At 29.2% G+C, this 13372-nt stretch carries 13 protein-coding genes; 10 read left to right on the top strand and 3 right to left on the bottom strand.

Annotated elements, in window-relative coordinates:
* The 5 genes from EZH24_RS01435 to EZH24_RS01455 all read left to right on the top strand — a co-directional run.
* Window positions 1-559, top strand: a 559-nt coding sequence (locus EZH24_RS01435) for a hypothetical protein (RefSeq protein ID WP_236847030.1), incomplete at its 5' end; no start/stop codon positions are given.
* A gap of 17 nt (window positions 560-576) precedes the next feature.
* Window positions 577-1059 carry a hypothetical protein gene (locus EZH24_RS01440; RefSeq protein ID WP_137997358.1) on the top strand — a complete coding sequence of 161 codons (483 nt, stop codon included), beginning with the start codon at window positions 577-579 and terminating at the stop codon, window positions 1057-1059.
* 320 nt (window positions 1060-1379) lie between these two features.
* Complete coding sequence (locus EZH24_RS01445; RefSeq protein WP_137997359.1) at window positions 1380-1697, top strand: hypothetical protein; 318 nt, start codon at window positions 1380-1382, stop codon at window positions 1695-1697.
* Window positions 1698-1762: 65 nt separating this feature from the next.
* Window positions 1763-3586 (top strand): bifunctional metallophosphatase/5'-nucleotidase, encoded by a 1824-nt coding sequence (locus EZH24_RS01450; RefSeq protein ID WP_137997360.1) that lies wholly within the window; start codon window positions 1763-1765, stop codon window positions 3584-3586.
* A gap of 63 nt (window positions 3587-3649) precedes the next feature.
* Complete coding sequence (locus EZH24_RS01455; protein ID WP_137997361.1) at window positions 3650-4504, top strand: toxin A; 855 nt, start codon at window positions 3650-3652, stop codon at window positions 4502-4504.
* 1 nt (window position 4505) lies between these two features.
* Here EZH24_RS01455 and EZH24_RS01460 read toward each other — a convergent pair whose 3' ends face one another.
* The gene (locus tag EZH24_RS01460; protein WP_137997362.1) at window positions 4506-5558 is read right to left on the bottom strand and encodes a DegT/DnrJ/EryC1/StrS family aminotransferase; all 1053 of its coding nucleotides are present in this window, start codon (window positions 5556-5558) and stop codon (window positions 4506-4508) included.
* Window positions 5559-5732: 174 nt separating this feature from the next.
* Between EZH24_RS01460 and EZH24_RS01465 the strand changes: the two genes are divergently transcribed.
* Entirely contained in the window at window positions 5733-7523 is a 1791-nt protein-coding gene (locus EZH24_RS01465; RefSeq protein WP_137997363.1) for an ankyrin repeat domain-containing protein, read from the top strand.
* Between the two features lie 19 nt (window positions 7524-7542).
* Here EZH24_RS01465 and EZH24_RS01470 read toward each other — a convergent pair whose 3' ends face one another.
* Window positions 7543-9438: a tetratricopeptide repeat protein gene (locus EZH24_RS01470; RefSeq protein WP_137997364.1), complete on the bottom strand. Its 1896-nt coding sequence runs from the start codon at window positions 9436-9438 to the stop codon at window positions 7543-7545.
* On the bottom strand, window positions 9410-9946 hold the full coding sequence (nusB, locus tag EZH24_RS01475; protein WP_137997365.1) for a transcription antitermination factor NusB: 537 nt from the start codon (window positions 9944-9946) through the stop codon (window positions 9410-9412). Before nusB ends, EZH24_RS01470 begins: the two co-directional genes overlap by 29 nt.
* 443 nt (window positions 9947-10389) lie before the next feature.
* On the opposite strand from nusB, the gene EZH24_RS01480 reads away from it, so the two are divergent.
* The 4 genes from EZH24_RS01480 (at window position 10390) to trhA (ending at window position 13222) form a co-directional block, all read left to right on the top strand.
* On the top strand, window positions 10390-10602 hold the full coding sequence (locus EZH24_RS01480; protein WP_137997366.1) for a hypothetical protein: 213 nt from the start codon (window positions 10390-10392) through the stop codon (window positions 10600-10602).
* Window positions 10603-10742: 140 nt separating this feature from the next.
* Window positions 10743-11570 carry a radical SAM/SPASM domain-containing protein gene (locus tag EZH24_RS01485; protein ID WP_336596085.1) on the top strand — a complete coding sequence of 276 codons (828 nt, stop codon included), beginning with the start codon at window positions 10743-10745 and terminating at the stop codon, window positions 11568-11570.
* Between the two features lie 196 nt (window positions 11571-11766).
* A complete protein-coding gene (locus EZH24_RS01490) occupies window positions 11767-12378 on the top strand; it encodes a hypothetical protein (RefSeq protein ID WP_137997368.1) in 612 nt (203 codons plus the stop codon).
* A gap of 139 nt (window positions 12379-12517) precedes the next feature.
* Complete coding sequence (trhA, locus tag EZH24_RS01495; protein ID WP_137997369.1) at window positions 12518-13222, top strand: PAQR family membrane homeostasis protein TrhA; 705 nt, start codon at window positions 12518-12520, stop codon at window positions 13220-13222.
* Window positions 13223-13372 lie beyond the last annotated feature (150 nt).

A 13372-nucleotide genomic window follows, 5' to 3' on the forward strand; every position in this document is an offset into this window, starting at 1 on the left:
AAGAAAATTAAAAAAATTATTAAGCGTGATGAGAAAATTAAAAAAATTATTCTTGGCTTTGTCCGTTTTGTTATTAATATCTTGCGCCGTGAATGTTAAAATGGTTGAAGATGATTTTTACGGCGAAAAGTCTTATCATTATCAAACTTCTTATATGAGCGTTGGAGATATTGAATTTAGATTTACTGCAACCAAAAATCCTGCAGTTATAACTTTAGAAGCGCAATATGTAAAATACGAAGCTTTTACAGTTTCAAAAGGCGATAAAATAGTTTTAAGATTTAACGATGACACTTTTGTAAATCTTAATTATATTAACGATATGCCTTCCGTTTCTAGTTATTATTCAAGTTATTCTTTTAATAGTTATTGGGGAGTTTCAGTTCCTATAAATAGTTATACAATAAACGCCGCTGCAAGAATTAATAACGATATTGGAACTTTGACGGCAATAAGGATTGAAAACAGCGGAGGATTTAAAAATTTGGATGTTAGCAAAAGTTTTGCAAATACATTTCAAAAAGCGTATAATGATATAAAAAATAAAATAAACGAATAAAATTAAGGAGTTATAAAATGAAAAAGATTATATTTTTATTTTTAATTTTTTCTGTGGTAGTTTTCGCAAAATGGGAAGTCGGCACTGATTATACAACTGGAGGGGATTATCCCGTAACTACTTTTATAACTTACGATGATACGAACGAAGCCTATGTAGGGATAGGTGTTAATGTAGATGGGACAGGTTTTTCTGTGGTTACAATTCATATAAGTTATAAAATAAAAAAAGAGGACGATTTGGTTTTAATCATAACGGATAATGAAGGTAATAATATAAATTGCCATTTTCATTCTGATGATTTGGAAGATTATTATATAAAAGTGCCATCTCGTAGGTCTACCGTATTAACCAAAATGCTTTATAATGGACAATCCGCAATATTAAAGAATACAGATACTGACGAAATATTGGCTACATTCGATTTAAGAGGAATAAAAGAAATCATGCAAAAACATGTTGGTTCTTCTTATTGGTATAAATATAAATTAAATGATTAGATTTATAAATATTCATCGTCATTACGAGGCGATAGCCGAAGTAATCTATTCTAATTTAGATTGCCACGCCTCACGCAGTGCGCCTTTGCAACGGCTCGCAATGACAAAGTGTGCGCTCTATCACATTACGAGTGATTGAAAGGAAGCGAAGTAATCCAAACTAAATAAAATTTGATTTTAAAATTTAGCTTTATTAATAGTGGATTACTTCGTTCGTTTGGCAAAATGCTCGCTTTCGCGCACTCGCTCGCAATGACAAAATATTTGTATAATTTAAAAAATATTATAAAATATTCTTAAACTTAAAAAGGAATTAAAAATTGAATATTGTTAATTTGAACGATAAAGAACAGATAATAACTTTTTATTTGATAGCTAATTTTGTTATAGCGATTTGTTTATTGTATTTGATATTGTCCGCAATATTTAGGAAAGTTTTTAAGAATAAAAAAAAGAAAAGAAAAAAAGATATAGTGGAACTCTTTTGGGAAAAAGACAAAGAAAGCAAATCGAAAACTATTTTCAAAAGAATATTTTTTATATTTCTTATTTGTTTGACTTCGCTATATATTTTTAACGCTATTTATTTTATAATTAATAATATCGAAATTATAAAAAATGTTTTGAAGATTGAATAAAGATATTTTATTTAATTCTTTAATAATGTTATAATATTAATAAAATAAATATAGAGGTTTATTTTATGAAGAAAGGTTTTTTATTAATGTTTAGTATTTTTTCAAGTTTATCTTTATTTTCATGCAAGCCGAAAGGCGAAGTTAATTTTACCATAGTCGAAACTACGGATATTCATGGGATGATTTTTCCATATAATTTTATTACCGATAAAGAAGAAAATACTTCGATGGCTAATATTTGTTCTTATATTAAAAAATTAAAAAGCGAAGGGAAAACGGTTTTACTCCTCGATAACGGAGATACCCTTCAAGGACAGCCTACCGTTTATTATTATAATTTTATAGCCACAAACGAAAAACATATATGGGCGGAAGTTTTAAATTATATGAATTACGATGTCGTGACTATGGGAAATCATGATATTGAAACGGGGCATAATGTTTACGATAAAATTGTAAAAGAAATAAAAGCTCAAGTGATAGTCGCAAATTTGATAAACGAAAAAACTAAAGAGCCTTATTTCAAACCTTATACGATTATAAAGAAAAACGGAGTAAAAATTGCAATTTTAGGAATGATTGAACCAGCGATAGAAAGACAACTTCCAAAAATTTTATACGAAGGAATAATTGCCGAAGATATGGTAGAATGCGCTAAAAAATGGATTGAAATCATAAAAGAAAAAGAAAAACCCGATATGATTGTCGGACTCTTTCATTCGGGAGCTAATTATACGGAAGATAAAGAAAAATATAAAAACGAAAACGCGAGTCAGTTGGTTGCCGAAGAAGTGGAAGGTTTCGATATAATATTTGTGGGGCATGACCATCAAGGCTGGAACGGAAAAGGCTACGATGAAACTACAAAACAAAAAACAAAAGATGTAAAAAGTCCGAGCGGAAAAATTATCCCGATATACGGAGGAGTTAATGCCGCTCGCTCAATCGCTTCCGTTGATGTTAAAATGATTTACGATAAAGACGCTAAAAAATGGAATATTGATTTTAACGGAGAATTAATCGACCCTTCGCAATATGAAGCGGATAAAGAATTTTTGGAAAAATTTAATAATGATAAAGAAAAAATTAAAACTTGGGTAGACAGGGATATTGGAGAGCTAAACACAAAATTAACTTCGGACGAGGCGATATTTGGCGACAGTTATTTTTTAAGCTTTATTCATGATTTGCAATTTGAAATAGCGGAAAAAGAACTTGGCGAAAAAGCGGATATTTCATTTGCGGCTCCTTTAAGCAAAGACGCCGTTTTGAATATCGGAAAAGTAAAAGTGAGAGATATGTTTAATTTGTATCCTTATGAGAATTTCTTTTATGTAATGAAATTAACGGGAAAGCAAATCAAAGATGTTATGGAATATTCTTATTGTAGGTGGTTTAATCTAATGACTAATATAAACGACCATTTGATATATTTCAAAAAAGACGCTAACGGAAATTTGATTTTCAATAATAGATATAATTCTTACGACACTTTAACTCAAACTTATAATTACGAAAGCATGGGCGGTTTGAATTATACGGTAGATGTTAGAAAGGGCTACGGAGAGAGAGTGAATATAATTTCTATGTCGGACGGTTCTCCTTTCGATTTGAATAAAGAATATAAAGTGGCAATTAATTCTTATAGAGGAAGCGGCGGAGGCGGACATTTGACGCAGGGAGCTAAAATAGATTTGAAAACTTTACAAAATATGGATTTGGTTATCAAATCTACCGATAAAGATTTAAGATTTTATATGATTAAATGGTTCGAGGAGCAAACGAATAGCGTGACGGTTGAAAAACTTAATAATTGGAAAGTTATTCCAGAAGATTATCTTAAAGCGGGTAGGGAAAGAGATTATAAATTATTATATCCCGATAAATAATAAAGCTTTATTATAATTAGTCCGAATTATAATTATAGCGTTTTTGTTTTTTATATTTTATAAATGAAGTTAATAAAATTTGTAATTGTATTTATCATAATATTTAATTCTTTAATATTTAATTCGTTAATCGCTCAAACTAATATTCAATCGGGGCTTTATATCGGAGCGGAACTAAAAGGAAATTTTTCGCCTTATCTTGACGGAGGCGGACAATTGACTTTATTTTACAGATTTATTTCGGATGTTTTTCCAGGTTATATTTGGCAGGGAATAAGAACGGATGTCGGAATAAGCGATTATATGACTGCGGAAAATAATAAACTCACGGTTTTTGCGGACGCTTCGATTATAGAATATGTCAATATAAACGCAAAATTATCGTTTTTGAATTATTATACTTTCGGAAAAAGAGGATTTGTCAATTTTGAAAATGCAAATCAATCTTTTTCCTCGAACGATATAGAAAGCGCTAATAAAACGGAAAATATTTCTCTCGAAGCGGAAATTACGCCGACATTCAAAGTTGAACTTTTTAAAAATTTGTTTGAAGGAAGAGGAATTGTTATTCAAGCGGGACTAACTTTTAAATACGCTTATATCAAAAACGGAAAATATCATTTGGATTACGATTTGCTACTTATAAGAGACAAAAACGACATTTCCTATAAATTGGATACTTTGCTTATAGCGAATTTATATCCGATGTCTGTCGGGCTAAATTATATGCTCGCTTATATGAATAATACGAAACAATTATGGCAGTCAATCGGAGCTTACGCTCATTTGGAATGGGAATTATTGAATAGAATTTATATGGAAGCGAATTTAAGAATCGGAGAATATATAAGTCATCCCGCTTTTAGAAAAAATCTTTACGCGGACATGAACGCTCTAATAACTTTTAGAATAATATAACTTATCTTATTTGTTTTATTAGCTTGCATATTAAATCCGCTTCGTTTTTTTGCAAAGTCGGATATATCGGCAGAGAAACGCTTTTCAAGTAAGCTCTTTCGGTATTCGGAAAATCTTCTTTCGGCAGATTCAAATATTGATGCAAAGGCTTAAATATAGGTTTTGCCACTTCGACTTTATGCCTTTCAAACATAGAAATCGTATCGTAAATATTCATCTCTCCGTTTAACATACAAACATATCTATAATAAGAAGGCTCTTCGGAGTCATGCATTGAAAATTTGCTTAATTTACTTTCCAAAATCGCCGAATCGTAAAACGAGGCAATATCTTTTCTCACTTCAATCATCCTTTCAAGATGTTTAAACTCTTCCATTCCAATAGAAGCTTGCAAATCTGTCGCGCAATAATTGAATCTGGAAATAAAATTTTCTTTTTTATCGTAATGAATAATATCTCTTATCGCGTCCATTCCCTTTTTTTTCGTAAGTATCATTCCGCCCGCGCCTCCAGAAGTTATCATTCGAGTCGCCGATAAAGAAAAATACGCGAAATCTCCGAAACTTCCCAAAAGTATATTTCTGTATTTTCCGCCCAAACTATGAGAAGCGTCCTCGATAACGGGAACTTTAATATCGGCAAGTTCGTCTATCAAAGCGCAATTTCCGAACATATGAGAGACAATAATAGCTTTCGTTTTTTCGTTTATAGCTTCGATTACATTGTCCATCGATATTTGAAAACTGTCTTCGTCAATATCTATTAAAATCGGTTTCGCTTTCAGATTTACAACGGTTTGAAGAGGAGAGGCGTTCAAGAAAGAAGACATTATAACTTCGTCTCCTTCGCCAATGTTTAAATATCTTAATGTAATTTCCAAAGCGCTCGTTCCGCTGCTTACAAATATTGCCGAAAAACCTTTTCCAAAATAATTTGCAAATGTTTTTTCAAATTCTTTTATAATATCGCCCGTAGCTAAATTGTCGCTAATCATTACTTTTAAGGCGCTTTCCAAATCTTTTTTTCTTATTGTGGGTCTCGAATGTCTTATCAATTTTATTCCCCGCTAATTAATAATATATTTAATCGTATTATGATATATTTAAATTATATTATTTCAAGTATGCCTATTAACAAATTTTACGGTAAAATAATATATTTGTTTTTTATATAAAATATGTTATATTAATTGTCTTAAATTGAATAAAAATAATTGAACGAGGTAAAAATGAATACCGAAAATAAAAAATTTGTTTTTAAAGTAGGAGTAATCGCCGCCGCAATAATATCGGTTCTTCTAATCGGAGCAGGATTATTTATAGGAATATTTTTATTTGCCTATGGAAAATCGAATTTAAATAAAATGGCTGAAAATTACGAAGTCTACGATGCGGAAATTTACGCCAAAAGGTTCGGAGATAAAGTAATCAAAGAATTAGTTTTAAATTACGGAAAAGATATAAATCAAACGGGCGAAGAAGATATAGGCGGATTGTATCAAGCGATAAAAAATAACAATATTAAAGCGGTTAAATTTTTTATAGAAAATAACGCCAATGTTGAAATTGCAACTTTTGACGGAACTACTCCTCTCGTATTGGCGATAGAAGAAAATAAACCGAAAATTGTCGAACTTCTGATTAAAGAAGGAAAAGCGAATATTTACGGTTCTTACGCGGGAGAAACGGACAAATATCCAATCTATTGCGCGGTTAAAAATAAAAATCTAAATATGATAAAAATTCTTTTGAATAATAATTTCGATTTGAAAAGAGAGCCTTCTATTTTAAGTTACGCGATAGAAAACGGCGATGAAAATATTATTAAATATTTGGTTGAAAAAGGTTCGGATGTAGATTATACAAGCATAAACGGAATGAGCGTTTTATACGATGCGGTTTTAAATTTGAATCCTAAATTGGTTGAATATTTTTTGGAAAAAGGAGCGAGTATAGAAAAAGCGGGAGAAACCGATGTTTACGGAAATATTATAACGGCTGCTGCTGGTTCTAAATTCAATAATTCAAACGATAAATTTCCCGTAGATTTAGAAGCGCTTGAAAAATCTGCGGAAAACAGCGCAAAAATAATGGAAACGATTATAAGCAAAGCTGATAAAAATCTTATAAACGATTATTTGGACGGAAAAACTCCTTTGATTATAGCGGTTGGAAATTCTTATTTGGAAACGGCAAAAATACTTATTGAAAACGGAGCTAATGTAAACGCGGTAGATTTTGAAGGATGGAGCGCTTTAAGTTATGCGGTAAATAACGGAGATATTGAAATCGCAAAATTATTACTTTCAAATGACGCGAAAATTAAAGGCGAATTATTGCTCGCAATTAAAAGCCCGATAGTAGAAAGCAGAATCGATATGATGAAATTATTAATAGATAATAAAGCGAATATTAATTATGCGGACGAAGACGGATTTACTCCTTTTAATATTGCAATTGAAACGGGAGATATGGATTTGGTAAAATTATTAGTTACAAACGGAGCAAATGTAAATAGTTTAATGCCTTATGGCGGCGTCAATTTAATCGGATGGGCTATATCTGAAAACAATATGGATTTGCTTCAAATTTTAATCGAAAACGGAGCTAATATTAATAATACGGATGGAGATTCGTGGGCTGGCACTCCTTTAATGACGGCTTCAAGATTGGGGCTTGATAATGTCGTTAGAATTTTGCTTTCAAGAAACGCGGATATAAACGCAACCGATATTAACGGAAACACGGCATTGCATACGGCGGCGTTAAATTCTCAACTTTCGGTAATCAAATTATTATTGGATAAAAATCCGAGTTTAGATATTCAAAATAAAGTAGGAAACACGGCTTTACATTTGGCGGTTATTTCGGGAAATATAGATATTGTCGGAGAGTTGGTATTGAAAGGAGCGAACACTAAAATAAGAAATAACGATAGAAAATACCCTATTGATATAGCGAGAGCGAATAATAGCGCCGCAATATTTGAAATATTGAGAGAGGCTGAAAATAAAAATTAAAGTAAAAATATTAATTATTTTATCTGTTATAAATCAATTGTTTTTTTGACATAACTTGCTTTAAACCTTCTTTTGCCTGCGAATCTCCGCCGTTATAACTCAACGCGCTTTTGTAGCTTTCTTCGGCGTTGTCGAGTTCGTTCATTCTGAAATAGCATTTTCCCAAAGCCAAATTTATTTCAAACATATCTTTTTTATCGGTTGCTATATTTAAAGCTTCGTTGTAGGCGTAAATTGCATCGTTATATTGAAGTCTTCTGTATGAAAACGCTCCGTAAAGTTTATAATTTTCAACTTTTGGAGACATTTCTACCAACTGCCTATAATAAACTGACGCGTCATTATAAGAAGATATTTCTTCCATCATAGAGCATAAAGTTACCCATGCAGTTTCTCTCACTAAAGTAGTATTATTTTCATCGTTTGCCGCAATCAAAAGAGATTCTTTCGCCTTATCGTAATATCGAGTTTTATGATAAAGAATTCCGCCTCTGTATATGCTTTCTCTGTCTTTAGGATATTTTGCCAAAGTATAATCGTAGTAATTTACCGCTTCGTTATTGTTTCCTATCGATTCGTAATAAATTGCTAAAGTTCTGCTCGGGAACGCGTTTCCGATTCCTTCTTTAATAGAGTTTTCAAGGAGTCTGATTCCTCTGTCCGAATTTCCGTAATATAATTCCAATTCTCCGAGTCTCGGCATAAATATTAAATTATTCGTTTCAATTGCAAAAACTTGCTGATAATATTTCAAAGATTCGAAATAAGATTTTTTTCTGTAAGTTATATCTCCGAGTCTTTCCAAAGCCGTTATATATAAATCATCTTTTTTATCGACTATCAATATTTTTTTATAATTCGCTTCCGCTTCTTTTAACATAGCTCCTTTATAATACGCGTTCGCAAGCATTCCCACCGCTTCGTAAGTATTTTCATAATTTTTAATTTTAGTCAATCTCAAATAATATTTAATCGCCTTATCGTAAGCGTTTTCTTTTTCGTATAATTCTCCGAGAGATAAAATAGTTTCGACATCGTAAGGATTCTGTTCCAAAATTTGCTCGTAAACTTTTTTTATAGAATCGTAATCTTCCGTCTGCTGATAAACTCTAACGAGTCTGCCTGCCGAATCCGATTGCATTTTTGAATTAGCCAAACTTTTTAAATACATTTCTATAGCGCTGTCGGTGTCTCCCGATATTACATAAAAGTCGCCCAAAATATTTGCAGCTTTATCGGCGTATTCTCCTTTGCTCGTTCGCACTAATTTATTTAAAGTGTCGTAAGCTACCGTTTGCAATCCTTCGTTTAACGCTATTATTCCGACATAAAACATAGCTTCGTCATTTTCTTCCAATCTTAAAACTCTTTCGTAATAACCTTTAGCCAAACGAGGCAAATCTCTATCCATATAAAATTGTCCTAATGTGAGTAGGGTAGGGATATAATTCGAGTTTACGGTTAAAGTTTGTTCCAAATAATATAAAGCCTGCTCTGGCATTTCGCTTTTCAAATAGGATATTGCCAAGTTATATTTTAATCTTTCGTCTAAATATAAAGAATTAGTCATATTGTTAAATAAATTAATAGCGTTTATATAATCTCCCGTTTCGTTATAAATTTTTCCAAGAAGTATATTCGCGTCATATTCTTTTTTTGGGTCGATAGTCGAGCTGATTTCTTTTTTTAGAATAGCTTTCGCTTTTGCGTAATCTTTATTATTGTAATATTCTTCGGCTAAAGTATATTCGTCTATGATTTTTGGATTTAATCTTATTTTTCCTTGAACTATCGCTATATTCAAAGAAACTATTGATATAACTCCTAAAGCTCCGATGCATAGAATAAAAACAACGGTTTTTAATTTTTTGTATTTTGACAATTTTTTATAATATGTCTTCTTCTTGTATGCCATCTAAAATCCCGTTAATAAATTTATAAGAATCTTTATCCCCGAATATTTTCGCTATCTCTACCGCTTCGTTTATAATTATAGGTTTGGATATTTTTTCTTTCAAGTAGATTAAACTATAAATTGACATTCTTAAAATAGATTTATCCACATATTGTATTCTCTTTATATCCCAATTTTTAGAATATTTTTCAATGATTCCGTCAATTCTTTCCAAATTATTTATAGTTCCTTCGATAAGCTCTTTTGCAAATTTTTTTACCGAATCGTTTATATTTTTATCATCGTAATCGAAATATAAAACATCTTCGATATTCATCTCGCCTTTATTCATTTCGTAAGCGTATAGAGACATAACGGCGTAAATTCTCGCTTGAGTTCTATAACCGTAATTAGACAAATCCAAATCTTTAACTTTATCTTTCGATTTAACCAAAACTTTTTTCTTTAAGGCTTTTTTCGGTTCTATAGTTTCCGTAGTTTCTTCTATATTATTTAGATTATTCGGCATATTTTTCCTAATAAAAATTATAAAATACAATTCCGCTTTTTATATTTTCGGAATATTAAAGTATAAAATAGACTTTTGATAATTATTATATATTATATTTGTAAAAAATGAAGTTTATTTATTTTTTTAATTAATTATAGCCGTTAAGAATAGAATTTTTGAAAATAAATAACATATCAAATATATTCGTATTTATTTAGTTAACATATTGCTATTTATCGGAACATCAAAAATATGAAATTATATAGATTTGTATAAAATAACTATATTTATATCAATAATCTTATAAATATATATAAAGTTATTATTGAAAAATATATAAATTTTTGAATATTAAGATAATATACTATTGACTTTTTTGTTTTTTGAGGGTATATTTAACGAAATTTCGGATGCATGTTCCGATAAATAGCAATATGTTAACTATTTAAGAATAAAATATTATGAATAATCAAGATAAAAAACTTATAGACGATATAGTTTGGTGGATACCTTTTAGAAATTTAAGAAATAATATTCGCAAATTATTAATAAATAATTATACCGTTAATAATAAAATAAACGAATTGCTTAATATAACGGATAATTTGAATAATGAAGTTAATAATATCAAAAATATAAATTACGCCAATCCCAACGAATTAAAAATAATTTAAATATATTAAATACTAAAATTAATAATTATATAATAAATTCAGAAAAAATTAGAAGAATAAACGAATTAACAACTTATAACGAAGATAATTATTATAAAAAAAGAGTTTTTAAAGAAAATGTTCAATTAGTTGAAATAGGAATATCATCATTTTGCAATAGAAAATGTTGGTTTTGTCCAAATTCAATAATAGATAGAAACAGTTGCAATATAGAATTAAAAGAAGATTTATTTTTAAAATTATTAAACGAATTAAGAGAAGTAAATTATTCAAACTATATATATTTGCATAGATACAACGAACCTTTATATAATAAAGAATTGTTAATAAAAAGAATTAAACAAGCGAGAGAATATTTGCCGCAAGCTTATATTTACATAGTTACAAATGGAGATTATCTTACATTAGATTACTTAAAAATTTTAGAAAGTATCGGCGTAAATGCAATGGGAATATCATATTACTATAATGGAAACGATAAAAACATACCTTTTGATATAGAAAATATAATAAAGCCCGGGATGCAAAAATTATTGAATAAATTAAATTTAAATTACTCCGTAGTTCAAAATACAGAAGATTATTATGGATTAAAATTAGAATATAAAAATATGGATATAGAATATAGAGCATACGACCTTGAAAAACATGGAACAGACAGGGGCGGAATATTAAATGATAATGTAAATATTATTAATAGAATTGAAAAATGTTTTTTGCCTAATTTTCAAATAGTTGTAGATTATGACGCTAACTATACTTTATGTTGTAATATTAGAAGCGATGACGAAAATAGTAAAAATTATATACTTGGAAATATAGAAACGCATTCCGTTTTCGATATTTTTATGGGAGAAAAAGCCATTAATTTTAGAAAAGAATTGCTTTTAGAATGTCCTAAAAAAGGAGCTTGCGCTCATTGTTCAGACACAAGGCTATGGGAAGGTTTTATAGAATTAAAAAATTAAGCGGAAAAATCAAATTTTTGGACAACTACCATATATTTTTATGCAAAAATTATAAAGGAGAAGAAATTGATTATATTTACAAAAATGAAAAAATAAAATTATAATAAATAATCCAAAAACTTTTATAATCTTTTATTGATAAATATTTTTTATGTTATATCATATTGATAAAATTAATTAATTAGATTTTTATTTTATGAGATTATTTTTATTAATTCCTATATCGTTTTTTTTCTTTTCATGTTTAACGACTCCGAAAATCGATTTGAAAAATAGCGATTCTAAAATTTGGATTGAGAATATTAAAAATAAAACCGTTGCGGACGATTACGAAAATATTTATAGATTTGGCGGTAAAGCCGATTTGAATATATTTATTTACGGTTATTATTCTATGGCGATAAAATATAAACTATTTGAAGTCGAAAACGAGAGAGCATTTTATTATAACAAAACGACTTTAAAAAGCTATATAATCAAAACTTTGCCTAATTTGAATTTTTACGAATTCGATTTGTCTAAAAAATTATATAATCCCACAAAACCCGCTGCATATTTTGAAAATAATTTTAAGAATAAAAATATTTATGTCGTTATAGGATTGATATTAAAAAATAATATTTTATATGTAGCAAAAGATTATTCTGAAGATTATAAAAACAAATTAAATTCATGGTTTGAAAATAACGGAAATTTTAACGGAAACGAATGGACTCCGATTTCAAGCGCCGATTGGAATTCTTATCCTCTGCCGACAAAAGACGATTTGGATTGGAATAATATTTATACTATTGGCGAAATAATTTAAAATATAGTTATAATATCCTATAAAAATTAGTAGAAATTTTATAAAAATAGTTATTTCTTTTTATTCCAATTTTTTTTAAATATTTTATTATTTGTCTTAAAATCAGTTTAAATTAATAAATTTTTTGGAGAAAATAAAAATGGAAAATAGTATTTTATGCGATAAAGATAATTTAAAAAATACAAAAATTTTAAATAAGAGTAAAATAAAGAAAAATAGAATAGGGGAGCTTTATTCTGCGCTTTCGCATGGAGCGGGCGCTTTGCTTGCGATTGCGGGCTTCGTTCTTATGCTTGTGAAGGTTAATAATAAAAATGCCGTTATTCCCGTGATAATTTACGGAGTTGGAATAATTCTTCTTTATACTTTCAGTTCTCTGTATCATTTTCTGCCGAACGGAAAAGCTAAAAATATTTTTCGCAAATTCGACCACATAAGCATTTATATTTTTATAGCGGCGACTTATACTCCTTTATGCGTTTTTTCTCTTCCAAGAAATATTGGACTTTTGATTTTGGCTGTAATATGGACTTGCGCAATTTTGGGCGTCATATCGAATACGATTCTTATTTATAAAAGTCCTATACTCACAATAATTTTATATATTTCGATGGGATGGATTATAGTTTTTGCGTTTAAGCCTTTGATGAGAGAATTTGAAATATTGAAATTGAATTGGCTAATCTGGGGCGGAATATTTTACACGATAGGAGCTTTTTTATACGCGCTTGGAAAAAAATTCAACGACAAAGCTAAACAATTCACTCATGATATTTTTCACATATTCGTTTTAATGGGTTCGTTTTCGCATTATTGGTTTTTATATCGGTATGTTATAGTATAAAATTTTTAGTAATTGAAACTATTGACATATTTTTTAATTCATGTTATATTTAATGTAAATTTAATAAATAATGGAAAAATTAATTATGATTAAACACTATAAATTAGCATACTATAATTTCGTTAAGCAAAGCAAAGCAAAGCAAAGCAA

The sequence above is a fragment of the Brachyspira catarrhinii genome, assembly GCF_005518285.1.
GTDB lineage: Bacteria > Spirochaetota > Brachyspiria > Brachyspirales > Brachyspiraceae > Brachyspira > Brachyspira catarrhinii.

Bases quoted from the DNA above. Each gene is read 5' to 3' on its own strand.
- EZH24_RS01455 (WP_137997361.1), top strand. From the start codon at position 3,650: ATGAAGTTAATAAAATTTGTAATTGTATTTATCATAATATTTAATTCT.
- trhA (WP_137997369.1), top strand. From the start codon at position 12,518: ATGGAAAATAGTATTTTATGCGATAAAGATAATTTAAAAAATACAAAA.
- EZH24_RS01440 (WP_137997358.1), top strand. From the start codon at position 577: ATGAAAAAGATTATATTTTTATTTTTAATTTTTTCTGTGGTAGTTTTC.
- nusB (WP_137997365.1), bottom strand. From the start codon at position 9,946: ATGCCGAATAATCTAAATAATATAGAAGAAACTACGGAAACTATAGAA.
- EZH24_RS01470 (WP_137997364.1), bottom strand. From the start codon at position 9,438: ATGGCATACAAGAAGAAGACATATTATAAAAAATTGTCAAAATACAAA.
- EZH24_RS01450 (WP_137997360.1), top strand. From the start codon at position 1,763: ATGAAGAAAGGTTTTTTATTAATGTTTAGTATTTTTTCAAGTTTATCT.
- EZH24_RS01490 (WP_137997368.1), top strand. From the start codon at position 11,767: ATGAGATTATTTTTATTAATTCCTATATCGTTTTTTTTCTTTTCATGT.
- EZH24_RS01480 (WP_137997366.1), top strand. From the start codon at position 10,390: ATGAATAATCAAGATAAAAAACTTATAGACGATATAGTTTGGTGGATA.
- EZH24_RS01465 (WP_137997363.1), top strand. From the start codon at position 5,733: ATGAATACCGAAAATAAAAAATTTGTTTTTAAAGTAGGAGTAATCGCC.